Source organism: Cellulosilyticum ruminicola JCM 14822, from assembly GCF_001311925.1.
In the GTDB taxonomy this organism is placed as follows: domain Bacteria; phylum Bacillota; class Clostridia; order Lachnospirales; family Cellulosilyticaceae; genus Cellulosilyticum; species Cellulosilyticum ruminicola.
The window spans coordinates 1-26,418 of record NZ_BBCG01000007.1 but is presented as its reverse complement, the minus strand read 5'-3'; the positions used below and the strand labels follow the sequence as shown (position 1 = coordinate 26,418).

The following is a 26,418-nucleotide window of genomic DNA, read 5'->3' as shown; positions in this document are numbered from 1 at the left end:
AGTATTTACTATAGTTAGTAATCCTTTTATAGGCTATAAGCATTAACGGGATAATTATCTTATTTAGATAATTTAAGAATCGTATTTATATTAGAACCTAAGTTACAGAGAATGAGATCTGCAAGGGCAATGGCAGCCATAGATTCTACTACAACCACAGCACGTGGTACGATAACTGGGTCATGACGCCCTACGATTTCAATGGTTGTTTCTTCTAAGTTCTTATTAATAGTATGTTGCATTTGTGCAATAGATGGTGTTGGTTTAAAGTGTGCTTTAAAGAAAATATCGGTGCCATCAGACATACCCCCTAAAATACCGCCTGAATGATTAGTTTTCTTAGCCACTTTGCCATCTTGAATACAGAAGGCATCATTATACTCAGAACCTTGAAGCTTAGAAGCTTCTATGCCACTACCTACTTCAAAGGCTTTCACACCACCAATGCCCATAATGGCATAAGCTAAAGTAGCATCGAGTTTATCAAATACAGTTTCACCAATTCCAGCAGGCACACCGCTAATAATACATTCTACACTACCACCTACAGAATCTTTTTCTGTACGCATTTTAGCAATATAATCAAGTGCAAGCTGTGCTGTTTTATTACTTGGCATATTAACTGGATTTTCACGTGCTTCATTTAAATTGAATTCAGCATCGTTAACTTCTATAGGCCCTATAGAACGTGTATAAGCTGTAACTGTAATGCCAAGCTCCTCTAAGAAACGTTTAGCAATGGCTCCAGCTGCAACGCGAGCTGCAGTTTCACGGCCAGAAGATCGGCCACCACCACGATAATCACGAATACCATATTTTTGATCAAAGGTATAATCAGCATGAGAAGGACGGAAAACATCTTTTATATTACTATAATCATGAGATTTTTGATTGTTATTGCGGATAAGTAGTGCAATAGGTGTACCAGTTGTCGCACCTTCAAAAGTACCTGATAGTATTTCTACAAGGTCATCCTCCTTGCGAGTTGTACCAATTTGTCCATTACCAGGTTTTCTGCGATCCATATTCTTCATAATATCTTCTAAAGTGATTTGTATATTAGAAGGACAACCATCAATAGTAACACCTAAGGCGGGGCCGTGAGACTCACCGAAGGTAGAAACGCGAAACATTTTACCAAAAATTGAACCAGACATATATTATGCTCCTTTCTTAAAATAGTAGTAAATAAAGATAATTTTAACATAAACCCCTATAATTCTTCAATGAGAAGTGTTTATAATAATGATTAATGTTCATAATAAATATGAATGTTAGTAGCATAAATAAAAAGTATTAAAAATAAAGGGGCTATTGTTGAAAAAGTAAGTGATTTCTTGTACACTAGATTAGAGTATAAAAAGATTGGAGATACTAGATGTATGAATTACTAAAAGTAGAAGGCCGTGCAAAAAGAGGACGCTTTCATACACCACATGGGGTAATTGAAACACCTGTTTTTATGAATGTTGCCACAGTAGCAGCAATCAAAGGGGCACTTTCTACAGAAGATTTAGAAAGAATTGGCACACAAGTTGTTTTATCAAATACTTATCACCTTCATTTAAGACCAGGGGATAAGCTTATTAAAGAATTAGGCGGACTTCATAAATTTATGGTTTGTGATCGTCCAATCCTTACAGATTCAGGCGGATTCCAAGTGTTTTCACTTGCAGCAATGCGTAAAATCAAAGAAGAAGGGGTATACTTCTCTTCACATATAGATGGTAGAAAGATTTTCATGGGGCCAGAAGAAAGTATGCAAATACAATCTAACATTGGTTCAACCATTGCTATGGCATTCGATGAATGTCCACCAGCATTAGCAGAACGTGATTACATTATCCCATCTGTAGAACGTACAACAAGATGGCTTAAACGTTGTATGGCAGAAATGAATCGTTTAAACAGTCTTGAAGATACAGTAAATAAAGAGCAAATGTTATTCGGTATTAACCAAGGTGGGGTTCACCCTGACATTCGTATCGAACATGCTAAAGTAATTCGCGAATTCGATCTTCCAGGATATGCAGTAGGAGGACTTGCAGTAGGTGAATCTCATGCAGAAATGTATAATGTTCTTGAACATGTTGTACCATATCTCCCACAAAATAAACCAACTTATCTTATGGGTGTAGGAACACCAGAAAATATTTTAGAAGCTGTAGACCGTGGAATTGACTTCTTCGACTGTGTATTACCAGCTAGAAATGGACGTCATGGACATGTTTATACAAATCAAGGTAAAATTAATTTATTTAATCAAAAACATGAAAATGATATGACACCAATTGCAGAAGATTGTAAATGTCCAACATGTCAAAAATACAGCAAAGCTTATATTAGACATTTATTAAAAGCAAAAGAAATGTTAGGTATGCGTTTATGTGTAATGCATAACTTATATTACTTCAACAATCTTATGACTGAAATCAGAGAAGCATTAGACAAAGGTGAATTCGCTAAATACAAAAAAATGCGTTTAGAAGGTTACAAACAAAATAAATAATAAATGGAGGAATCAGAAATGAACACAGTTTTATTAACAACTGCCGGTGGCGGTATCATGAGTATTGGTGTAACAGTAGCTTATATGGCGGTATTCTTCGGAGTAATGTGGTTCTTAATTATTAGACCACAAAGAAAAAGAGAAAAAGAAGTTGCAACAATGCAAGATAGTATTAAAGTAGGTCAACACGTACTTTTAAACTCAGGAATGTATGGTAAAGTTGTAGATATCGTTAATGATGTATTCATTATTGAATTTGGACTTAATAAAGGTGTACGTATTCCAGTTAAAAAAATTGCTATAGCAGCAGTTCAAGAACCAAATCTTACAGTAGGTAAAAAAGCTGAAGAGGTAGAATACGAATATGTAGAAGTTGAAGTTGATGAAAACGGAAACGAAATTAAAAAATAGTAAGATGTAAAAAAGCTGTTATGATTGGTTTGATCATAGCAGCTTTTTATTACACTAAGTAGAATAATTTATACATAAATACAGTATAAAATTAAGGTAAGTTAAAGAAAAATAAACTATAACACATTTATTTACAAACAAGGAACAAATATCTATATAATATTAAATATGAGTTAATACTTTATTAAAAAAAATAGTGTAGTATATATATCAAGCAAGAGCAATCTTGCTTATAAAATCTCCCCATAATATATCTATTTTCCTGTTTATAAAATATGAACGGAACGGTAAGAAGGTCAGACCCCAATGGCCTTCTTTTTTTGTCCCAAAATAAAAAGCCATGATAAAAATATTTAGTTTTTTATCATGGCTTTTCCTATTTATCTAATGTAGAAGATTTTTCGCATAATCACGCAGTAATAGTTTATCAGATTTTCTATCTTAATAATTTACTAGATCTTCAATCCTAATAGCTCATCGCCTTTCACATCTCCCTCTAGCCATAAGGATATATCCTCTTCTTTTTATTGCATATTGTGAATTAAATCTTCAAAAGTATCTCTCTTTCTGATTTGTCTTATGCTACCATTTGATTCAATAAGAATTTCAGCTGGTCTGAAACGTTGATTATAGCATGATGCCATACAGTAACCATAAGCACCTGCATCCATCATAGCGATGAGATCGCCGCGGCAAGCTTCTGGAAGTATACGATCTTTAGCTAAGATATCGCCACTTTCACAAATATTACCTACTACTGTAAGTGGTGAAACTGGTGGATTTTTTACTTCTTTTGAATAAAGTTCAATATCATGGTGAGAATCATACATGATAGGTCTTTGAAGTGTATTAAATCCAATGTTTGTTCCTAAATATTTATGCTCAGCATTTGTTTTAGTTGCAGTAACTTCTCCTAAAAGTAAACCTGATTCACATGGAATATAACGGCCAGGCTCGATTTGAAATTGAATTTCTTTACCATATTCGTCTGAGAATGCTTTGAGTACTGGATCAAGTTTTTCACCTAAAGCTTTAATATCGAGGCGAGCTTCGCCATCTTGTTTATGATAAGGAATACCAAATCCACCACCAAGGTCGATGAATTCTAAGTCTTCGAATTGTCTGGCAATGTTTAAGATAGAATCAAGACTTGCAATATATGGTGCATAATCCATAAAGAGTGAACCGATATGTTGGTTAATACCTGCTAAAGTAAGATTGTAAGTTTCAAGAATGCGTTTAACTTCTGGAATATATTCTGGGTTTACACCGAATTTTGTTTTTTTACCACCTGTTACAACTTTTTCATGGTGTCCAGCACCTACACCAGGATTAAAGCGGATAGCAACTTTTCCGCCTGGATTAAGTTCACCGTAAAGTTTGAGTTGATCTAATGAGTCAACACTTGTCATTACGCCGTGATCTATAGCAAATTGCATATCGCTAGCTGTAACGTTGTTTGGAATGAAGAAGAGTTCTTCTGGTTTGAAACCGCTTTGAAGAGCCAAATAGATTTCACCAGGACTCATAACATCTGCGTGTAAACCTTCTTCATGTACAATACGCAATAAATGAATGTTCGTATTTGCTTTAATAGAATAGTGAGGGATAAAATTTTTATAATTTACTAAGTGTTTCATATCTCGACAACGTGCTCTTAAAATATCTTCATTGTACACATAAAGTGGACTTCCGAATTGTTCAATTAATTGATAAACATCATGACCTTTGTAAAAGTTTGTTTCTTGTGTAAAAATACCATGTAAAGTATGCATAATTATCCTCCTCAAAATAGTCTTAAGCTTGTAAATTAATCATATCCAGTGCAGTCTTAAAAGATGAACGCATAAGGTGTACAAGTGATTCATTTGTAGAATAAAGGCACTGGGCATCTTCTCCATTTAAATCTCCAGTGATGACTGATTTAGTGTCGATAATCATATAAAATCCTTCAATTGGACGGGTATGCACATAGGATTTTATATGTTGGCCTAAATCCAGTGGCGCATCACACATAACAATTACCTTATGGTTATTACTGATTTGAATTAACTCGTCTTGGAGTGAAGTGATATCACTTAATGTACTCATAATATAAAGATGAGATTCACAGAGTAAAATATGGTTTTTAATTTTGTGAATCACATGTTCATAACCACGGATTGTTAAATAAGGTTCATTGGTAATTACGGGTCTTGGAAAGTGTGCTTCAATTTCTGAAAGTGTTTGTTCCATTTCTCGTCTAGTTGTAAGAAGTAATTCTTCTTTTGAAATAGGAATATATTTTGTAGGCTCCCCCTCCGAGGCAAAACATTTTCCTTTGTCTTGTAAGCTATACAAAGCAGCATAAACATTTGAACGAGAAATTCCAGTTAATTTACTGGCCTCATAACCTGTTAAACTGCCATGTTTACAGAGTGTCATAAAGACTGTAGCTTCAATAGGTGAAAAACCTAATTTGTAAAGTGTATCATTAAAATGCATTGCAATTCTCCAATAGTAGTTTTGTTTAGTACTACTATAAAATAAATAGTGTCCAATGTCAATAAAATATAGAAAATATAAATAATATAATGTTATAGTACATTATATGACAAAAGTTTCTTAAAAAACAACAAAAATTGAGAAGTTGTCTTGAGAAACTAAAACAAGAAGAAACATTGTAATTTGTATTTAAATAGTGTATCTCTTATAATAAAGAAAGTATATTTTGGATTTTAGAGAGGGTAGAATATGGATATATTTGAATATATGAATGAAAAAAAAGGACAGGAAGAATCACCTTTAGCATCTCGTATGCGACCTACTAAATTAAGTGAAATTGTGGGGCAAAAACATATTTTAGAAAAAGATAAGTTATTGTATCGCGCCATTTTAGCTGATAAGCTCCAATCACTTATTTTATATGGACCACCAGGTACAGGAAAAACAACAATCGCAAAAGTAATCGCCAATACAACAAAGGCAAATTTCATTGTATTGAATGCTACAACAGCTGGAAAGAGTGAGATTGTAAAAGCAGTAGAAGATGCAAAAATAACAAGAGGTATGAGAGGTAAGAAAACCATTATATTTGTAGATGAGATTCATCGTTTCAATAAAGCACAACAAGACGCACTCTTGCCATATACGGAAGATGGCACGCTTATATTAATTGGGGCAACAACTGAAAATCCATATTTTGAAGTGAATCGTGCCCTTATTTCACGTTCTTTAGTTTTTGAACTTTTACCACTTACAGCTGAGGATATCAAGGAGATTATTAGAGAAGCTATTAGTAGCAAAGAAAGAGGGCTAGGAGCTTATAAGGCAGATATTACAGAAGATGCTTTAGAATATATTGCTCAGCGTACAGCAGGAGATGCGAGAAGTGCATTAAATGCTATAGAACTTGCAGTCATGACAACTAAGCGCAGTGAAGATGGAATTATTCATATTACAGTAGCTGTATTAGAAGAATGCATGCAAAAGAAAGCCTTGCATTATGATAAAAAAGGTGACAATCATTATGATGTAATTTCTGCGTTTATCAAGAGTATGCGAGGCAGTAATCCGGATGCTGTAGCCCATTATTTAGCTCGTATGATAGCAGCCGGTGAAGATCCTAAGTTTATTGCAAGACGTATTGTTATTTGTGCTAGTGAAGATGTAGGAAATGCTGATCCTATGGCCCTTGTAGTAGCGACTAATGCTATGCTTGCTGTAGAGCAGGTAGGCATGCCAGAAGGACGCATTATACTTAGTCAAGCGGCACTATATGTGGCAGCAGCTCCTAAAAGTAATGCGGCTTATAATGCCATTAATAGTGCGTTAAGTGATATTGAATCTTGTGATATTGGTAGTGTCCCAAATCATCTTAGAAATCATCATTATAGTAATTTACAAACATTAGAACGTAGTGGGGAATATTTATATGCTCATAATTATCCACATCATTATGTAGAGCAGCAGTATTTACCAGACCCATTAGTGGATAAAAAATATTATATCTTAACTGATGAAGGTTATGAGAAAGAAATGCAAGAGAAGCTGGAAGAGAGAAAAGGACACAAATAAAAAGAAAGGGATGCCGCGAAATGATTATTAACTTTACGGCAGCTCCTTCTTTTTTGAGTTAAGCACCTATAAAGCTTTTTACGTCTTTAATTGTAATGCATTTTAAAGCAAATAGTAGGGCAATATAAAAAATAGCAAGTAATAGGATTCCTAAAAGTGTACCAGATATTAATGAAAAGCAAGTTGCAATATAAGTACGATAAATAAAAGTAGCACCTAAAGCACTGGCTATACTAGCTATGGATGGTTGAATAATCCAGCCCATGAGATTAATAGAAAGAGAAATGTTTTTAAGTACTTGCCAGAGTAATAAACAACTAATGACACCAGATTGAACGAGCATGGCGATTACAAAGCCAATGATACCTTTTTGAGGAACTAGCATTTGAATAGTTAATATACAAAGTAGGGAGCCTACAATATTTGTTTGGAAGGTTTTCTTTTGAAGGCCTAAGCCGTTCATAGCACCTGTTAAGATACTTTGTAAATAGAGAAATGGACAGATAATAGCAAGTAATTTAAGGAGTGAACCAACTTCCTCGAGTTTATAACAGGCTAACCCAATTTCTCTTGGAAAAGCTAAGAACAAAGCAGTTGCCCCTATACCGATTAATGAAGAAAACTGAATAGACATAGACAGTGTACGTTGTAAACGTGGTTTGTTGTTCATAGCAACAGCTTCAGAGATAGCAGGAACTAAAGCTGTGGATAAAGAAGCAGTTACCATAGATGGGAAGAATAAAAGAGGTAAAGCCATGCCACTAAATTCACCATATAAGCTTAATGCACTGCTTGAAGAAAGTCCGAATTTTTGAAGGCCAATAGGAATTAATATATTTTCAAGTGACTGCAAGGCTGAAGTGAGAAAACGATTTGCTGTAATGGGGATAGATAAAGCTAAAAGTGTATTAAAGGTAGCATGTGTATGGAGCGTAATAGGCGTTTGTTTGATTTTACGCTTCTTAAGGTAGAAGGCACTATAAGATAAAATAAGTGAACAAACTTCTCCAGCACACATACCAATTACACCTAAAGCACATATGAATTCAATGCCTTTAGAAATGAAAAAACTGGCACAAAAGTAAATGGCAAGCATACGACCGCATTGCTCTACAATCTGTGCAAGGGCTGTAATGGACATTTCTTGTAGACCTTGAAAATAGCCACGTATACAGCAGGCAGTACTCATAAAAGGAATGCAAGTAGCAAGTATTTTAAGTGAGAGTGTTGTAACGGGTTCGTGAATGTAGTAAGTCGCAATAAATGGGGCAAATACGTAGAGTGAAGATGAAAGTATTAAACTAATGGGAAGTGAAATAAGTAGAGAGGTTTTTAATATATGTATGGCATTACCTTGCTCACCTTTTGCTATTTCTCCTGCAACCATCTTGGCGATTGCTAAAGCGATTCCTGCAGAGGAGGCCGCCCAAAGGAGCATATAAATAGGGAAGAGAAGTTGATAAAGTCCCATACCTTCAGCCCCCATAACATTGGATTGATAAATTCTAAATCCAAAGCCGAGTAAACGTGTAATGAGGCTGGCAATAGTTAAAATAAGGGTTCCTTTTATTAATGATTTTTTACTCATTATAATCTCCTTTCTTTGGCTAATAAAATAACACTAGTACAATCTATGAAAAAATAAATAAAAATATGAAGCTTATCCATAAAAAATTAAGACAAGGATGGGTTATAGTTGAGAATAAATAGAGAATTGGATATAATAAGCAATAGGGGATTTTAAGTGGAGGTGAAGTCATCGTGGAAGTAATGAATTGGAAACAAATCTTATTACCATATACACAAGCAGTAGAAGAACTCAAGGTGAAATTTAAAAGTATTAGAAGTGAATTTATAAGTTTAGATGAATATTCACCTATAGAGTTCGTAACAGGTAGAGTAAAGAAAATATCTAGTATATTGGAGAAGGCAAAAAAGAAACAAATTCCAGAAGATGAAATCGAAGAAAAGATTGAAGATATTGCTGGGATTCGTATTATGTGTCAGTTCGTAGAAGATATCTATAAAGTAATTGATATTATAAGAGCAAGAGATCACAAAGACTTAGTTATTGTAGAGGAAAGAGACTACATTACAAATACTAAGAGCAGTGGTTATCGTAGCTACCATATTATTATTAAATATCCTGTGCAAACAGGACATGGTGAAAAATGGATTTTTGCTGAAATTCAAATTCGTACACTTGCCATGAACTTCTGGGCAACTATTGAGCATTCTTTAAGATATAAATATAAACAAAATATGCCTAAAGAAATTCAAGAACGATTAAACAAAGCCGCTGAAGCAGCGTTTTTATTAGATCAAGAAATGGCTGAGATTCGTGAGGAAGTTTTAAAATGTCAAGAATCCTTCCAACAGGAATCTAACTTAATTGGAGATATATTTAGTAGTATTCAGTTTTTAAATAAAAAGAAAAATAAAAAGGATATGAATGAGCTTTATGAAATGTTTTGGACATTATGGGAAGAAGGAGATATGCATAAGCTTAAAGAATTTAGTGAAAGTTTAGAGCATACTGTATAAAGAAATAAGGTTATTATTCTAGAGGGGAAAGGCAGTTACTAAACTATTTAAGAGGAGAGAGTAAAGTTGCCAATTAGAGTACCAAATACATTACCAGCAATAGAAATATTGCAAAAAGAAAATATATTTGTAATGGACGAAGCAAGAGCGATTACCCAAGATATTCGTGAGCTTAAAATTGTTATTATGAATTTAATGCCTAAAAAGAAAGAAACAGAAGTACAGCTTATTAGGCTGCTAAGCAATACACCGCTTCAAATCGAACTTACGTTATTAAGTCCTAAATCGCATGAAAGTAAAAATACTTCTAGGGAATATCTAGAAACTTTTTATACAACTTTTGAGCAGATTAAGCATAAGAGATATGATGGCATGATTATAACAGGGGCACCTGTAGAACAAATGCCCTTCGAAGAAGTGAATTATTGGGATGAATTAAAAGAAATTATGGAGTGGACCAACACCAATGTGACATCAACTTTTCATATTTGTTGGGGCGCACAGGCAGGGCTTTATTATCACTACAATATTCCTAAGTATAGTTTATCAGAAAAAAGATTTGGTATTTATGAGCATCATGCTGTAAATATTGAAAAATTACTTCAAGGTTTAGATGATATCGTTTACATACCACATTCAAGACATAGCGAAGTAAGATTAAATGATATTGAAAAGTGTGATGAGTTAAAAATCTTATTGACGTCTGAGGAAGCAGGGCCAACATTAATGTGTTCTAGAGATGGTAAGCATATCTTTATAACAGGGCATGCAGAATATGAAGCTAGAACTTTAGAAGAAGAATATTTACGAGATTTGCAAAAAGGTTTACCAATTAAAATGCCAGTAAATTATTTTAGAAATGATTGTAGAGAAGATGGAATCAATGTTTGTTGGCGTTCACATGCTAATGTAATTTTCTCAAACTGGTTAAATTACTATGTATATCAAGTAACGCCATTTAATTTAGAATAAGTTCAGAATATGAAAGTTTTCACATATGGAGCAGAGTAACTAATTTGTAATTGGGTACTCTGTTTTTTGCACTTTATACCATTTATAATATTACTAGAATTAAAAGAATAAAAGGAGAAAATATGATACAAAAAAAATCACAGATGAAGTCATGGATTATATATATAATAATAGGGATAATAGTCATTATGGCGTTGGCAGGATGTGGAACTACTACAGAAAAAACTGTGTTACAACAAAGTCCATTATCTATTATTGTAGGAACTGATATTCATTATTTATCACCTAGTATGACAGATCATGGGAAAATTTTTACCGAAGCCATGGCTGGTGGAGATGGAAAATTTACAGCTTATTGTGAAGAAATAACAGATGCTTTTTTCGAAGAGGTGAGGGAAGCAAAGCCGAATGCTTTAATATTAAGTGGCGATTTAACCTTTAATAGTGACGAAAATAGTCATAAAGATATGGTCCAAAAGTTATCAGCATTACAGGAAGCAGGCATTAATGTACTTGTTTTACCAGGAAATCATGATATTGATTATCCATATGTGTATAAATATGAAGGGAAAAATGCCATAAGAATGGAGGGAATATCTCCTAAAATATTTAAAGCTCTTTATAAAGATTTTGGTTATAATCAAGCCATAGCAAAAGATAAAGCATCATTTAGTTATGTTTATGAATTAGCAGAAGATTTTTGGGTAATGTGCATTGATTCCCATGCCAAAGGATATGAAGAGATGATTTTAGATAAAACTTTATCATGGGCACAAAAACAACTTCAAAAAGCTCAACAAAATAATATTAAAGTGATGATGGTAACTCATGAAAATATATTATCTCATCATGAGGAGATAACATCTGGCTTTATCTTAAAAAATGCGGATAAGCTATTGGCGCTAGTGCAAAAATATGATGTTATGTTTAATTTGAGTGGACATATACATATTCAACATATTGCAAAGCAAAACAATTTCTATGAGATTGTTACGAGTGCACTGAGCATATCACCTAATCAATATGGCGTAGTGGAAATAGATCAAGAAAGAAAAATGACATATGAAGTGAAAGTAGCAGATATTTCGGCTTATGCTAAGAAACATGGTAGTACAGATTTAGTGCTGCTTGATTTTGCGCAGATGTCTAGAATGTATTTTAATGCAGCTGGCAAACCAAAGATTAAGAAAGCATTAGCAGATTTATCATTATCACAGAAAGAAACTGAAGACATGATAGGATTTGCAACGTGGGTAAATGAGGCTTATTTCGCAGGAAGAATAATAGAAGAAAAAAAGAGAATGTTAAAAGATAGTAGATGGCAGTTATGGGAAAAGTATGGACAAAATACCTTTTTCTATACATATCTAAAGGGTATTTTAAAAGAAGAACCACAGGTTGAATCTTTTTTATATATTCGCTAAAGTAAAGAGGTAATATAGATTTGTTTTGAAAAATATATAAATATATTCATGCAAATAAAATGGATTATAGATATAATAATTAAGGATAGAAAAAGATATATAAATGAGGGAGTCATTATGGAAAATTTAATATTTAGTTTAAATGCTACAATGCCTATTTTCTTATTGATGGTATTGGGGTATATCTTTAATCAAGTGGGAATTTTTGATGAAGTTTTTGCAGCTAGGATGAATAAGTTTGTCTTTAAAATTGCATTACCTGTAATGCTTTTTCAGGAACTTTCAATAGCTGATTTTAGTGAGAGCTGGGATACGAAGTTTGTGCTATTTTGCTTTGTAGCTTCACTTATTAGCATTTTAATAGCAGTGGGTATTGCGATGCTTATTAAAGAACGTTCGGTACAAGGGGAATTTGCACAGGCGGCGTATCGAAGTAGTTCAGCTCTTTTAGGATGTGCTTTTATTCAAAATATTTATGGGCAGGCAGGACCATCAGCTCTAATGATTATTGGGGCAGTTCCTTTATACAATATTGCGGCTGTCGTTATTTTGAATTTATTAAAGCCCAATAGAGGATATATAAATCAGGAAACTATTAAGAAAACGTTAAAAGGTGTAATAACTAATCCAATTATTATCGGGATTATTGTTGGACTTATTTGGTCACTGCTTAAGATTCCACAGACCGTTATTTTACAAAAGACAGTAAGCTGCGTGGCAACACTGGCAACGCCAATGGGACTTATGGCATTAGGAGCTAGTTTTAATATACACAAAGCAGGCAAAAACATACATTTAGCTTTTGGCTGTGTTTTTCTTAAACTCATTGGATTTGCTGCTGTATTTTTACCAATAGCTGTATGGATGGGATTTAGGAAGGAGAAGTTAGTGGCAATTTTAGTTATGTTAGGTGCAGCTACAACGGTTTCTTGTTTTGTAATGGCACGTAATTTAGATCATGAAGGGATACTTACTTCAAGTACAGTGATGCTGACTACATTATTAAGTGCCTTTACATTAACTATGTGGCTGTTTGTTTTAAAGACAGCTGAACTAATTTAAAGAGAAAGATAGGGCATACTATTTTTGGATGAAATATGGGTTCTCCATGAATTTATGCTATAAGGGGAGCATAAGTTATAATAGTTTATAGTATCTTCATTGAATAGTTGTAATCTAGATATATAGTCAGGTTGTATAATTTAATTAAAATAAGATAAACTTACTTATAAGAGATGAAATAAGTAAATAGGAGTATACTTGTTATGTTTTAGTGTGCTTGTTATAATAGCATTATATGGAATAAATGAGGAGCTGATTGAATGAGTTGTAGAAGATGCAAAATAAGTGGAAGCCCATTAACAATGGAGGAGGTAAGGGAGTTTATGAGAAGTGAGAAATCTAAAAGAGGTATGCTTTGTGGCATTGTGTTTGGCGTTATTCTTGCATTAGTTGCAATTGTTTTATGGGTTGCACATAGTAAGAGCAAAGACTTAGAAGAGCATTATGAGTACTTTGATGATGAATTTGAAGATGACGAGTCATTTGATGAGCTTGATGAAGATCTTTATGGTGACGGGGAAGGTATTCAAGGTGGCGTAGAATACGTTAAAATTAAAGATTACATGAATTATGATCATGAAGATGAAAAAAAAGAAGATGTAGATAAAAAAGATATAGAATCAGAAGAAACAGAACAAATAGAAGAATAAAAAACGGCTCTTAAAAAGGTATCTATTACTTAAAAATAGTAATAGATACCTTTTTTGCTTTCACATAAAGTAAACAGTAATAGGTTTAAGGAAAATGTATAAAGCTATTAATTAAAAAAGAATAATATAAAACTATGTATAAAGTTTTTTGAGTATATTTCATGAAAATATTGACTAGCATAAATAAATAATTCGGTATTTTTAAGAAAATTTCGCACATTATAAACTAAACATTATTTAACTTAAATATATACTAGATTACTTAAAAAAGAGTTAGTCTCATCGTGCAAAATGAGAAAAGTATAGTATGGGGGGATAGAGCTTGAAGAAGACAGGTAGGAGAAAATGTCTTGCAATGTTGTATGTTGGCTTTTCCACAACAAATTACCTTTGCCAAGAATGCTGGAGTTTAGAAGCATATATGGAAGACTTATCTTCATATACTGAAATTCAAAGGTATGCGGAGTATTTGCAGCAAAACAGTAAGCTAGCGCATCAAGTAATTAATATTGAAGCTGATAGCTATGTGCATAGTGAGGGAATGGATGTATCTGTTTTATCAAATTATGAAGGTGAGTTAGGAAATAGTATTTTAACAAATGAAGAAGGACTTGTGGAATGGGAAGTCAACGTAAAAGAGGAAGGATATTATAACTTAGATGTAGTGTATTCTTCTATAGAAGGAAAGAGTTCTGATATTCAAAGAGGTATTTTTATTGATGGTAAGTTATCTTTTCAAGAAGCCAATATGATTGGTTTTAACTGTTTTTGGGATAATGCCAAAGCAGAGATAGAAGTGGATAATCAGGGAAATGATTTGAGACCAAGTTAAGTGGAGGCACCAAGGTGGAGTGAAATGTTAGTAAGGGATTCAAATAGTTATTATGATGAACCTTTTGAATTTTATTTTTCTAAAGGGAAGCATACGATAACTTTTGTTTCATAAAGAGAGCCAATGGTTATTAGAAAATTAGTCTTAAAGCCTAAAGAAGAAACTGTAAGTTATAAACAGAAACTTGCATAGTATGAGGCAAAAGGAGAAACGATTACCATAGAAGCAGAGAAAGCAAGTCTAAAATCTTCACCTATGCTTTATCCATTAACAGATCATTCAAGTCCAGCACTTTCGCCTTATAGTCCATCAGCAATCAAGATGAATACTATTGGTGGTGAGAAGTGGAACGAATCAGGACAATGGATTGAATGGCAAGTAGATGTATCTCAAAGTGGTTTATATGAAATAGGTATGAACTTAAAGCAAAATTTCATAAGGGGCATACCGGTTACAAGAATGCTTACAATTGATGGAGAGATTCCTTTTGAAGAAGCTAAAAAGTTAATTTATAAATACAATAGTAAATGGCGTACAGAGTTTATAGGAGATGGGGAAAATCCTTATTTATTTTACTTAGAAGAAGGAAAGCATACTTTAAGGCTAGAAGCAACATTAGGGGATTTGGCACCACTTATTCGTGAAGTAGAGTTAAGTGTAAAGAATTTAAATGAACTTTATAGAAAGGTTATCATGGTAACAGGGGTAGAGCCGGATAAATATTGTGATTATCAATTAGGTAAAGTATTGCCAGAGGTAATAGATGCTTTTGGTGTAGAACGTGACCGCCTAAATAAAGCAGCTAGTGAACTTCAAAGTTTAGTAGGAAAGTCTAGTGATAAAGATGCTATCTCATTAACTATTGTTAAGCAGACAGATATGTTCAATAAAGATATTGATAAGATTATTTCTAGACTTGGAGATTTTAAACTTAATATTGGTACATTAGGTACATGCCTTACAGATATGCAAAAAGAACCATTACAGTTAGACGCCTTATATATAGTAGCACCAAGGGAAAGTATGCCAATAACGAATAATTCTTGGACAAGGCGTTTGTGGCATAATGTGCAAAAGCTTTATTACTCATTTATCATTGATTACAATGCTATCGGAAATGTAAGTAATGATAAAAAGGCAAGAACGATTACAGTATGGGTACCTACAGGACGTGATCAGGCCAATACAATTAAAGCGCTAATTGATGAAACATTTACACCACAAACAGGAATAAATGTTAACTTAATGCTTGTACAGCCGGACGTACTTTTAAGAGCGATTCTTTCAGGAGAAGGACCGGATGTAGCAATGCAGGTTACAAATGATGTACCACTTAACTTTGTAATGTGTGGTGCAGCTACCAATCTTAGACAATTTTCTAATTATGAAGAAGTGGCAAGTCGTTTCTATGATAGTGCTAGAGTACCATATGATTTTAATGGTGCTTCTTATGTACTTCCAGAAACAGAAACATTCTTTATGCTTTTTTATAGAAAAGATATTTTAAAAGAGTTGGGGCTTGAAGTGCCTCAGACATGGGATGAAGTCAAAACTTGTCTATCTGTTCTTAGTAAAAATAATATGGAAGTCGGTTTACCTGTTATTAATGTTTTAAATGCGGATATGATCTATGGTAACTTTTTATATCAAAAGGGTGGACAATTTTATACAGATGATGCTAAGGCTTCGGATTTAGATAGTGATATAGGTGTTAGTGCTTTTAAAGATTGGGTTAAATACTATACAGATTATACGCTTACAAGAGAATATGATTTTGTAAGTAGATTTAGGATAGGAGAAGGAACTTACATTAAGACAAAGACAAATGTTATTTGGCTACGTATTTATTGCACCTTGGGTTATTGGCTTCTTGATTTTCTTTGCATCAAACTTAGTAGAGGCAATTATTTATAGTGTCAGTAAAGTATCTATTAATGAAAATGGTGGGTTTTCACTGAGCTACATAGGGCTTCAAAATTATAAATATGCCTTTATGCAACATGTAAGTTTCAATAGAACCTTAGAAGAATCTATAGGAAATAGCCTTTTAGACGTTGTACTAAATTCAAACAAGCTTTAGCATTAGGTTTAATTGGTGCAATGAGTATTGTACCTGTAGGTTGTGGAAATAATGCGGCAAATACGAGCAGTGATGCACCAACCGAATCACCAGCCGTAGAAGAAGCAGAAACTCAGGAATCAGTAGCGGCACCATATGACAAATATCCAGCCAAGGATATGAATGGCCGTACATTTACATTTGCATATAACTGGGCTCCAATACTAAAAGAAGAACCAGATTCAGCTACAGCAACAGTTGAAGATATTTATAAATGGGAAAATCTTAAACGTGTAGAAGAAAAATATAATTGTAAAATTGAATTTATCAATGTACCTTATGAGGAACTTGATACAAAACTTACAACAAGTGCTATGGCTGGAGATCCATATGCAGATGCTGTAAACTTAGAAGCAGCAAAAGCTATTCCTTTAGCTGTTAGTGGGCAAATTATGGCACTTGAAGATATTAACTTATCAGAAGCTGATATCTTTAATGCACATGATGTGTCAATTCCTGTAACATAGATTAATGGTAAACATTATGCCATGGCAGAACGTAATGAACAAGTTAACGCATGTTTCTTAGGCGTTAATGAAGATATTATTAGTGGACTTGGAATTGAAGATCCAGTTGAACTTTATGAAAAAGGCCAATGGACATGGGATAAATTCTTAGAAATTGCTAAAGCGCAACAAAAGATACAAATGGGGATAATGTTGTGGATCAATTTGGTATTTCGGGTATACCATTTTTAATGGCTGAGCAATTCATTGTAGCCAATGATGGTTATTTGATTGATAGCAGCTTTAAAGAAGGTTTATCAGACATTAAAACAATGGAAGCTTTAGAGTTCTTTAATAAACTTTATACTACAGACAAAGTTGCATACCTTGCAGATAACAATGTATGGGAATGGAATGGTAACTTACAAGCTTATAGAGAAGGTAAATCACCAATGTACTACTTACAAAGCTGGGTACTTGGAGAAGGAGACAATGGCAGCTTCAATTATTCTGTAGTACCATTCCAAATAGATTCAAGTAATACAACAGGGACAACATATATGACAGCTACTGCTGGTGTTACTATTCCTAAAGGTGTTGAAAATCCAGAAGATGTTTTAATGATTTTTGAAGAAGTTCAAGACTGGTATGGCGGCGATTATGAAATCAAAGCAGATGCTAGCCGTGAATGGTTATCTAGATTATTTAAAACAGAAAAAGATATGGAAAATGCTATTGCTTTCAGCGAGGGAGAAGTACAAGATCTCTCAGATGGTGTGACAGATTACCCAATTAATACAGTTGTCGGTAACTTGTTAGAAGGTGGTCAAACCGTTGCACAAGCCGTAGAAGCTAATAAACAACTTGCTCAAGATAGTATCAATGCAGTATTTAAGAAAAATGAATAATTTAAAAGTATACATAGCGGTAAGCGTTTATGTTATCATATTAGAAACCTATCAAATTAAAAAATAACTTAGTAAATAATCTCAAGGGTATGAAGCTATATATTTTGTAAAAATAGATACGAACATATGTTTGGAATTGGGTTGTGCATTCTAGTAAAGTTATGTTATAATAAAAGAAAGAATTGCCAAAAGACATAAGGAACTGTTGCATTAGTATTTGAATAATGTAACAGTTCCTTATGTTTGTTTTTGCAAAACAGATGCTATTGTTATAAAAATTTATAGTTTTGAGCAAGATGTAACAATAGGAAGATAGAGGAGTTGAAAAGATGCGTGTAATTATAGCGGAGAAACCTTCTGTTGCAAAAAATATAGCAGATGCACTTCAGATTAGAAAAAGATGTGATGGTTATTTTGAAGGAAACGAATATTTAATTACATGGGCGTTTGGACATTTATTACAGTTATATGATGCAAAAGATTATGATGAACAAATGAAAAGCTGGCGCCTTGAAAAATTTCCGTTTATACCAGAAGAGTTTAAATATAAGATTAAATGTGATAGCAAAAATAAAGCAGAAGTAGATGCAGGTGCACAAAAACAATTAGAGATTATTAGAAGCCTTATAAATCGTGAAGATGTAGATGGTGTTATTTCTGCTACTGACTTTGATCGTGAAGGACAAGTTATTGGCGATGAAATCTTCTTATATTTTAATGAACAAAAACCTGTTTATCGTATGCTTTTAAATGAATGGACACCTGAAGAGGTTCAAAAGGGGCTTGCCAATTTAAGACCAAATGAAGAGATGAAATCCCTTCAAGATGCAGGGATTGGTAGACAATGGGCGGACTGGATGATAGGCATTAACCTAACTTCAGTTGCTACAGTGAAATATAATCCTGGAAGTAAAAAAATTCTTAATATTGGCCGTGTACTTTTACCGACATTAAAGATTATTTACGATAGAGACAAAGAAATTGAACAGTTTCAAGTTTCCACATACTATAAGTTATTAGCTAATTTTAAAACAAAGCAAAATGAATCTTTTGAAGCTACTTATTATGAGAAAGATAAAGAAGGTAAAGAGAATGAAAAGTTTGAGGATAAAAAGCTTTTAGAAGAGATGGCAGAGCTTATTCAAAATAAGCCAGCACAGATTATTGATAAGCAAGTTGAGAAGAAAAAGGAATATGCCCCATTCTTATTCAACCTTTCAAATTTACAAGGATATATTACAAGTAAATATAAAGGATGGACTTCAGATAAAGTATTGAAGGTAGCACAGTCATTATATGAGAAGAAATATATTACTTACCCTAGAACAGGGAGTTTAGCCCTTGAGGAGAGTTTAAAAGGCAGAACAAAGAAAGTATTAGATATACTTAAAGTGGGACTTACTTATGAAGAGCAAATTCACTTCGTAGATAACAAGAGAATCTTCGATAATAGTAAAGTAGAAAGCCATAGTGCTATTGTACCAACTTATATGATTCCAAAAGGCTTAACAGCAGATGAACAGATTGTTTATAATGCTGTTAAAAACCGTTTCTTAATGCAGTTCTTACCTGTAGCAGAATATGAGGAGACTAAACTTGTGACCAAGGTGCAAGAAGTACCAGAGGGTAAAGTAAAAGGCGTATTCATTACAAAGGGAAAAGTACAATTAGTAGAAGGCTGGCGCGTTGTTGAAAAGCTAGAAGTTAAAGGGACTAAAACTACAAAGGATAGTAAAGAAAAAGATGTGATTTTGCCGCAAGTAGCTAAAGATGAAATTGTAGAAGTAAGAAGAGCTACTGTAGGTGAAGTGACAAGAAAGCCTCCTAAAGCGCATACAGAAAAAACACTTTTACGTGTTATGGAAACTTGTGGTAAAAGCTTTAAAGGCGATGGAAAAGACGATAATAAGGAAGAAAATGAAGAAGATACACTTAAAATGATGGCAAGTATCTTAAGTGGTTTTAGTATCGGAACTCCAGCTACTCGTGCGGAAACTATTAAAAAGCTTAAGGATGCAGAGTATATTAAACCTAAAGGGAAAAGCCTTGTATGTACAGATTTAGGAAAGGCCTTAGTAGAGGCATTTCCAGCTAAACAGCTTCTTGACCTTGAATATACAGGACGTCTTGAAAAGACTCTATCAGATATTGAAAAAGGGAAATTCCAAAAGGATGATTTCTTAAATATGATTAAAGAATTTACGGCAGAGGCTGTAGATGCTATTAAGAATGATACAAAGGTGCTTAGTGGGACAAAAGTAGAAGTGCCTAAAAATATGGAACCGGTAGGTGTTTGCCCAATCTGTGGTAATGCTATTGTAGAAAGTGATAAGGCCTTTGGCTGTGTCAATTGGAAAGGTGGATGCAAATATACTATTTGGAAAAATGATAAATATATTGCTATGCTAGGAAAAACGGTAACACGTCCTATGGTAGAATTACTTCTTAAAAATGGTAAAGTAGGCTTCCGTAATTTGAAAAGCCGCAATGGAAGTACTTATGCTGCTTATTTAAAATACGTTAGAAATGAACAAACAGGATATTTCAATTGGGAACAAGAATTCATTAATTAGAAATACAAAAAGGTTATTGCATAATTGTAATAACTTTTTGTATTATATATAATTGAAGTTTAAATTTTCTTGACATAGGAAGGCCTATGAGATATCATAAATTTGAAATAAACATATACGGAGGTGTTATTATGGCATACCAAATTAGTGAAGATTGCATCAGCTGTGGAGCATGTGAAGCAGAATGTCCAATCGGATGTATTTCTGAAGGTGATGGAAAATATGAAATCGCTGCAGCAGATTGTATCGAATGTGGTGCATGTGCAAGTGTTTGTCCAGTAGGTGCACCAGCTTTAGCAGAATAATTTAATTCAAACTTTTACATAGAAAGATGACCTGTTTTAGGTCATCTTTTTTGTTGTCTAAAATATCATAGTTATTTTATTAAAACACCTTATAGTGCTGTGGAATATAAATAAAACAAATGTATAATAATATTATTTATAATACACATTAAACTAAAAATATTGAAAAATTATACATACACTATCTATAATGAAGCATAAAGTTTACTAAAAAGGAGAGGAGGGTTGTATATTATCTGAAAAATATTATGCCATCTAAAAGTCAATAAGAAGTAAGGTAGAAAAAATAAGATATAGGGGGAGAGATTGGGATGAACAAGAAGTTAAAACAAGTAGTGAGAAAAACTGCATCGTATCTAGCAGTAGCTTCTATGTTTGGAGCAACATTTGTAAGTATGCCAAGTGTAGCAACATATGCAGCACAGGCAAGACAAATGGAAGCATTAGATAGGGGGCTTATCGCGAATAAGATAAATAATGGTGTCTATTTATCTTGGAGATTGTTAGGTACAGATACTAGTAATATAGGTTTTTATGTTTACAAGAATGGTAAACGTTTAAATAACACACCACTTACAACGAGTACAAATTATGTGGATTCATCAGGAAGTATAAATGATACATATTATGTCACTACAGTTATTAATGGTGTAGAAAAAACAAAAAGTAAAGTTATAAAGGCATTTAGTCAAAATTACTTAGATGTACGCATTAATAAACCTACTCCAATGAAAATGAAAGATGGTTCAACTTGCACCTATAGTGCTAATGATGCTTCTATAGGGGATGTAGATGGGGATGGAGAATATGAAATTATATTGAAATGGGATCCATCAAATTCAAAAGACAATTCCCAAAGTGGTTATACAGGAAATGTATATTTAGATGCCTATGAAATGGATGGCACACAACTTTGGCGTATTGACCTTGGTAAAAATATTAGAGCAGGTGCACACTATACACAATTTATGGTCTATGATTTAGACGGAGATGGAAAAGCAGAAGTAGCGTGTAAAACTTCTGATGGCACAGTAGATGGCGCAGGCAAAGTAATCGGGAATGCCAATGCAGATTATCGTAATTCATCTGGATATATTCTAACCGGCAATGAATACTTAACAGTATTTAATGGTCAGACAGGGAAAGAGATAACAACTATTGACTATACACCGGCTCGTGGGAATGTTTCTAGTTGGGGAGATAAATATGGTAATCGTGTAGACCGTTTTTTAGCGTGTATCGCTTATTTAGATGGTAAAACGCCTAGTCTAGTAATGTGCCGTGGCTATTATACAAGAGCTGTACTAGTAGCTTATAAATTTGATGGTGCTAGTCTTAAGAGACAATGGATATTTGATTCAAATGCTTCAGGTAACGCAGCAGCAGCGGGGCAAGGAAATCATAATTTATCAGTAGCAGATGTAGATAGAGATGGCTGTGATGAAATTATTTATGGTAGTGCAGCAATTGATCATAATGGTAAGCTACTTTATTCTACAGACTTAGGCCATGGGGATGCTATGCATGTAAGTGATTTAGATCCGGATAGACCAGGGCTTGAAGTATTTCAGGTACATGAAGATGAAAAATGTACAGAAGTTCATGATGCAGCTACAGGAAAAGTGCTTTGGAAAGTAGATGGAGGAAGAGATGTAGGCCGAGGTATTATTGGGAACTTTGGGGCAGATTTCTTCCCGTATATTGCTAGATCAACTACTGGCTGCTATGACAAAAATGGAACAGCCATTTCGGCAAAAGTTACATCAGTTAACTTTGCTACTTGGTGGGACGGTGATTTATATCGAGAACAACTTGATGGAACCCGTATTGATAAATACAATAGTACAACTCATGGAACGGATACATATGTAACATTCAATGGAGTTACTTCATGTAATACAACTAAGGCAACACCTTCGCTTCAAGCAGATTTATTTGGTGATTGGCGTGAAGAAGTTATGTTACCGCTTACAGATAGTAGTGCCCTTAGGATTTTTATGACAACAGATGTAACGAATTACAGATTCTATACATTTATGCATGATCCAGTATATCGCCTAGGTATTGCATGGCAAAATGTAGCGTATAATCAGCCGCCACATACAAGTTTTTATATTGGACCAAAACATACAAGTCAGCCGGCGGCTAATTTATATACACCAGGTAATTATGTAGAAGAAGCAGTAACTAATACTTCTACAAGTGGTGAAAATACTGGTGTAACTACAGATACTATTAGAAAAGATTATGCAACTTTAAATAATGGTTGGTATTACATTAAAAATGTAAATGCACAAAAATATCTTCAAGTAAAAGATAATAAAGGTGCAAATGGACAAAATGTAGAAATTGGTACAGGTACAGGTGTATCAGGTCAAAAATGGTATTTAACAAATACAAGTAATGGTTATGTCACACTTAAAAATGGCCAAGGCTATATGTTAGATGTAGACTATGGCAAAAATGAAGACAGTACAAATATCCAAACATACACAGCAAACGGTTTGACAGCACAAGAATTTAAGTTAATCCGTACATCACAAAATGATACATATGGTATTGTAGCTAGATGTACAGAAGATACAAAAGGCTTAGATGTAGCAGGTAAGTCTACAGTAGATGGTGCCAATGTATTAGAATACACTTATAGAGCGGCAACAAATCAAATCTGGGTATTTGAGGCCTGTGATGGAGCAAAATCAATAGAACAGACATCAAACCAGGCATCACAGACATCAACGAATACACCAGATAAGGCTAATGTAAAGATAACATCAGATTGGACAGATGGTGCAACAGGTGAAATCACATTTACAAATACAACAGGCAAAACATTAAATGGTTGGACTTGTACATTTACCTCAAGCAGAGAAATTACAAATTTTTGGAATGCAGAACTTATAAGTCATAGTGGCAATACTTATACAATCAATAATCCAACATGGCAAAGTGAGTGGAAAGCAGAAGAGAATTTTACAACAGGCTGCTCATTTGGTAAAGGGGATTCAAATGTAACAATTACAAATGTTACTATTAAGTAATAAGTAAAATAATCACAGATATTTTAAATAGAAGGAGTTATCTGAAATAATATTTTGGGTAACTTCTTTATTTTTAAAATTTGAATAAGTAAAAATGGTTTATAAAATTTAACAATAGAACTGAGATTATTACTTAAAGAAAAGTTAAAAATTAGCATAGAGTGAAATATAAAAGTATGTTATGCTAGGCAGAGTGATTAGTCATATTTTACAGTATAAATAAGATATAAATGTGGCTTACTAAATACTAAAGAACACTATTTAAGCATATATGCATTTGATGAATATAAATGTATTTGATGAATATAAATGTTGAGTAATGTAATAAACTGTGCTAAAATAAGTAATTGTGATAAATTACGGAAAGAAGGTTCAATGCCCATGAGCGACATGAAAATTATAAATATAGCAGTAATCGCCCACGTAGATGCAGGTAAATCAACGCTTGTAGATGCATTCTTAAATCAAAGTGGTGTCTTCAGAGCAAACGAAGAACACGTTGATTGTATTATGGATAGTAACGATTTAGAGAGAGAAAGAGGAATCACAATTTACTCTAAAAACTGTTCAATCAAATATGGAGATTACAAAATCAATATCGTAGATACTCCAGGACACAGTGACTTCTCTTCAGAGGTAGAACGTGTTATTCGTACAGTAGATACAGTAATCCTTTTAGTAGATTCAATTGAAGGACCAATGCCACAAACTCGTTTCGTTCTTCAAAAATCTCTTGAATTAGGACTTAAACCAATTCTTGTTATTAACAAAATTGATAAACCAAATCATAGAGCTGAAGAAGTAGTGGATATGACATTTGACTTATTCGTAGATCTTCAAGCAAATGATGAACAACTTGATTTCCCAATCCTTTATGGAATTGGTAAACAAGGTATCATGAAATATGAACTTGATGATGAAGGATCAGATATCAAACCACTTCTTGAAACAATTATTGAACGTGTAGGGGAATATCCAAAACAAGATGAAGAACCACTTCAACTTCAAATTAGTGCCCTTTCATACGATAACTTCGTAGGACGTCTTGGTATTGGACGTATTTATAAAGGTAGAGTAAAAGAAGGACAAACAGTAGAAATTGCTGATAACGATGGTAAAATCAGAACAGCTAAAATTTCTAAAGTAATGGTATACGAAGGTCTTAAACAAGTAGCAGTTAAGGAAGCTACAAGTGGAGATATCGTAGTTATCGCTGGTGTACCAGACATCTCTATCGGGGAAACAGTAGGGGAAATCGGTAAAGTTGATCCTATGACACCAATCCACATCGAAGAACCAACACTTGCAATGAACTTCTTAGTTAACAATTCACCATTTGCTGGTCAAAGTGGTAAATTCGTAACAACAAGACATATCAAAGATCGTCTTGAAAAAGAAACAGAAATCAACGTAGGTCTTAAAGTTGAGCCAATGGATACAACAGATGGATATAGAGTATCAGGTCGTGGGGAACTTCACTTATCAGTTCTTATTGAAAACATGAGACGTGAAGGTTACGAACTTGGTGTATCTAAACCGGAAGTTATCATGCACCGCGATGAAGAAGGCAAACTTGTAGAGCCAGTAGAACGCGTTGTAATCTCTGTACCAGAAGAATATTCAGGTTCAGTAATTAGTAAACTTAACCTTCGTAAAGGTATGATGCAAAGTATGGAACCAGAAAATGGTCATATTCGTATTGAATACCTTTGTACAACACGTGGCCTTCTTGGATTCAGAAGTGAGTTAATCACTGATTCAAGAGGGGAAGCTACAATGGTTAGAAGAATCGAAGGATATACAGAATACGTTGGAGAACTTCCAAGAAGAGGTAATGGTGCTCTTATTGCTCAAGAACAAGGAACAACTATGGGATACGCTCTTAACTCACTTGAAGATCGTGGTATCTTATTCGTTAAACCAGGTGTAGATGTATACGAAGGTATGATTATCGGTCAAAATTCTCGTAAAGAAGATATGACTGTTAACCCATGTAAAAACAAAAAAATGACAAATACACGTTCATCAGGTGCTGATGAGGCCATTAGATTATCACCTCCAAAAACTTTCACACTTGAAGAAGCGTTAGAGTTTATTGAAGATGATGAATTAGTAGAAGTAACACCAGATGGTATCAGACTTCGTAAAAAAATCTTAAATGAATCTGAACGTGTAAGAGCAGCTAAAAGAAAATAATAAAAGAATCCTGTTATCTAATTTATTAGATAGCAGGATTCTTTTATTTAAGATTTAAACTATGATAAGATCCCAAAAACTAACGTTTTTGAAATCTTATTATAGTTACATTTATTTACATCCTCTATTGCACTTAATTTTTTAACAATAAATGTATATATCGCTATACTTAAAATTGTATCCGAAGTTAAGATATCTTTTTTTAAGGTATCTTAGCAGTTTATTGAAGTTATATGCTCCAATTTTAAAGCCAAACACTATTTTTGAGCGCAAAAGGCCACGAACTGGTATGGCATCTACTTGATATTTTTTTCGAATTGCTGATGGAATGCCTTCTACACCAGCTCTTTTATTGGTAAGCTTAATATAA

Annotated in this window: 22 protein-coding genes; 17 read left to right on the top strand and 5 right to left on the bottom strand. The window is 33.6% G+C overall.

Going from position 1 to position 26,418, the window contains the following annotated elements; all coding sequences use genetic code 11:
* Positions 1 to 59: 59 nt before the first annotated feature.
* Positions 60 to 1,157: a chorismate synthase gene (aroC, locus tag JCM14822_RS03785; protein ID WP_054739815.1), complete on the bottom strand. Its 1,098-nt coding sequence runs from the start codon at positions 1,155 to 1,157 to the stop codon at positions 60 to 62.
* A 221-nt stretch (positions 1,158 to 1,378) separates the two neighbouring features.
* On the opposite strand from aroC, the gene tgt reads away from it, so the two are divergent.
* Both tgt and yajC read left to right on the top strand, forming a co-directional pair.
* Positions 1,379 to 2,509: a tRNA guanosine(34) transglycosylase Tgt gene (tgt, locus tag JCM14822_RS03780; RefSeq protein WP_054739813.1), complete on the top strand. Its 1,131-nt coding sequence runs from the start codon at positions 1,379 to 1,381 to the stop codon at positions 2,507 to 2,509.
* 18 nt (positions 2,510 to 2,527) lie between these two features.
* Entirely contained in the window at positions 2,528 to 2,920 is a 393-nt protein-coding gene (yajC, locus tag JCM14822_RS03775; RefSeq protein WP_054739812.1) for a preprotein translocase subunit YajC, read from the top strand.
* A 524-nt stretch (positions 2,921 to 3,444) separates the two neighbouring features.
* On the opposite strand, the gene lysA is transcribed toward yajC, so the two are convergent.
* Complete coding sequence (lysA, locus tag JCM14822_RS03770) at positions 3,445 to 4,695, bottom strand: diaminopimelate decarboxylase (protein WP_054739810.1); 1,251 nt, start codon at positions 4,693 to 4,695, stop codon at positions 3,445 to 3,447.
* A 22-nt stretch (positions 4,696 to 4,717) separates the two neighbouring features.
* Positions 4,718 to 5,404 carry a TrmB family transcriptional regulator gene (locus tag JCM14822_RS03765; protein ID WP_054739807.1) on the bottom strand — a complete coding sequence of 229 codons (687 nt, stop codon included), beginning with the start codon at positions 5,402 to 5,404 and terminating at the stop codon, positions 4,718 to 4,720.
* Positions 5,405 to 5,653: 249 nt separating this feature from the next.
* On the opposite strand from JCM14822_RS03765, the gene JCM14822_RS03760 reads away from it, so the two are divergent.
* Positions 5,654 to 6,976: a replication-associated recombination protein A gene (locus JCM14822_RS03760; RefSeq protein ID WP_054739805.1), complete on the top strand. Its 1,323-nt coding sequence runs from the start codon at positions 5,654 to 5,656 to the stop codon at positions 6,974 to 6,976.
* Between the two features lie 58 nt (positions 6,977 to 7,034).
* On the opposite strand, the gene JCM14822_RS03755 is transcribed toward JCM14822_RS03760, so the two are convergent.
* A complete protein-coding gene (locus JCM14822_RS03755) occupies positions 7,035 to 8,564 on the bottom strand; it encodes a putative polysaccharide biosynthesis protein (RefSeq protein WP_054739803.1) in 1,530 nt (509 codons plus the stop codon).
* A gap of 182 nt (positions 8,565 to 8,746) precedes the next feature.
* Between JCM14822_RS03755 and JCM14822_RS03750 the strand changes: the two genes are divergently transcribed.
* The 14 genes from JCM14822_RS03750 (at position 8,747) to typA (ending at position 26,048) form a co-directional block, all read left to right on the top strand.
* On the top strand, positions 8,747 to 9,520 hold the full coding sequence (locus tag JCM14822_RS03750; protein WP_330377300.1) for a GTP pyrophosphokinase: 774 nt from the start codon (positions 8,747 to 8,749) through the stop codon (positions 9,518 to 9,520).
* A gap of 66 nt (positions 9,521 to 9,586) precedes the next feature.
* Positions 9,587 to 10,492: a homoserine O-acetyltransferase MetA gene (gene metA / locus JCM14822_RS03745; RefSeq protein ID WP_054739800.1), complete on the top strand. Its 906-nt coding sequence runs from the start codon at positions 9,587 to 9,589 to the stop codon at positions 10,490 to 10,492.
* A 122-nt stretch (positions 10,493 to 10,614) separates the two neighbouring features.
* Entirely contained in the window at positions 10,615 to 11,916 is a 1,302-nt protein-coding gene (locus JCM14822_RS03740) for a metallophosphoesterase (protein ID WP_054739797.1), read from the top strand.
* Between the two features lie 117 nt (positions 11,917 to 12,033).
* Entirely contained in the window at positions 12,034 to 12,978 is a 945-nt protein-coding gene (locus JCM14822_RS03735; protein WP_054739795.1) for an AEC family transporter, read from the top strand.
* Positions 12,979 to 13,238: 260 nt separating this feature from the next.
* Positions 13,239 to 13,628 (top strand): hypothetical protein, encoded by a 390-nt coding sequence (locus tag JCM14822_RS03730; RefSeq protein ID WP_054739793.1) that lies wholly within the window; start codon positions 13,239 to 13,241, stop codon positions 13,626 to 13,628.
* Between the two features lie 322 nt (positions 13,629 to 13,950).
* Entirely contained in the window at positions 13,951 to 14,460 is a 510-nt protein-coding gene (locus JCM14822_RS03725; RefSeq protein ID WP_157047609.1) for a carbohydrate-binding protein, read from the top strand.
* 255 nt (positions 14,461 to 14,715) lie between these two features.
* Positions 14,716 to 16,374: an extracellular solute-binding protein gene (locus JCM14822_RS03720; RefSeq protein ID WP_054739788.1), complete on the top strand. Its 1,659-nt coding sequence runs from the start codon at positions 14,716 to 14,718 to the stop codon at positions 16,372 to 16,374.
* Between the two features lie 186 nt (positions 16,375 to 16,560).
* Positions 16,561 to 17,046, top strand: a complete 486-nt coding sequence (locus JCM14822_RS03715) for an extracellular solute-binding protein (protein WP_054739786.1) — start codon at positions 16,561 to 16,563, stop codon at positions 17,044 to 17,046.
* Between the two features lie 21 nt (positions 17,047 to 17,067).
* Positions 17,068 to 17,277 (top strand): hypothetical protein, encoded by a 210-nt coding sequence (locus tag JCM14822_RS03710; protein WP_054739783.1) that lies wholly within the window; start codon positions 17,068 to 17,070, stop codon positions 17,275 to 17,277.
* The gene (locus tag JCM14822_RS03705) at positions 17,241 to 17,933 is read left to right on the top strand and encodes a type 2 periplasmic-binding domain-containing protein (protein ID WP_054739781.1); all 693 of its coding nucleotides are present in this window, start codon (positions 17,241 to 17,243) and stop codon (positions 17,931 to 17,933) included. The genes JCM14822_RS03710 and JCM14822_RS03705 overlap by 37 nt, the downstream gene beginning before the upstream one ends.
* Positions 17,934 to 18,262: 329 nt before the next feature.
* Complete coding sequence (locus JCM14822_RS03700; protein ID WP_054739779.1) at positions 18,263 to 20,506, top strand: type IA DNA topoisomerase; 2,244 nt, start codon at positions 18,263 to 18,265, stop codon at positions 20,504 to 20,506.
* 131 nt (positions 20,507 to 20,637) lie between these two features.
* Entirely contained in the window at positions 20,638 to 20,811 is a 174-nt protein-coding gene (locus JCM14822_RS03695; RefSeq protein ID WP_054739777.1) for a DUF362 domain-containing protein, read from the top strand.
* Positions 20,812 to 21,122: 311 nt separating this feature from the next.
* The gene (locus tag JCM14822_RS22415; RefSeq protein ID WP_083461247.1) at positions 21,123 to 23,852 is read left to right on the top strand and encodes a rhamnogalacturonan lyase family protein; all 2,730 of its coding nucleotides are present in this window, start codon (positions 21,123 to 21,125) and stop codon (positions 23,850 to 23,852) included.
* A 381-nt stretch (positions 23,853 to 24,233) separates the two neighbouring features.
* Entirely contained in the window at positions 24,234 to 26,048 is a 1,815-nt protein-coding gene (typA, locus tag JCM14822_RS03685; RefSeq protein ID WP_054739775.1) for a translational GTPase TypA, read from the top strand.
* Between the two features lie 141 nt (positions 26,049 to 26,189).
* On the opposite strand, the gene JCM14822_RS21225 is transcribed toward typA, so the two are convergent.
* Positions 26,190 to 26,418 (bottom strand): hypothetical protein (locus JCM14822_RS21225; protein WP_054739773.1); only part of this gene is annotated, 229 nt, incomplete at its 5' end.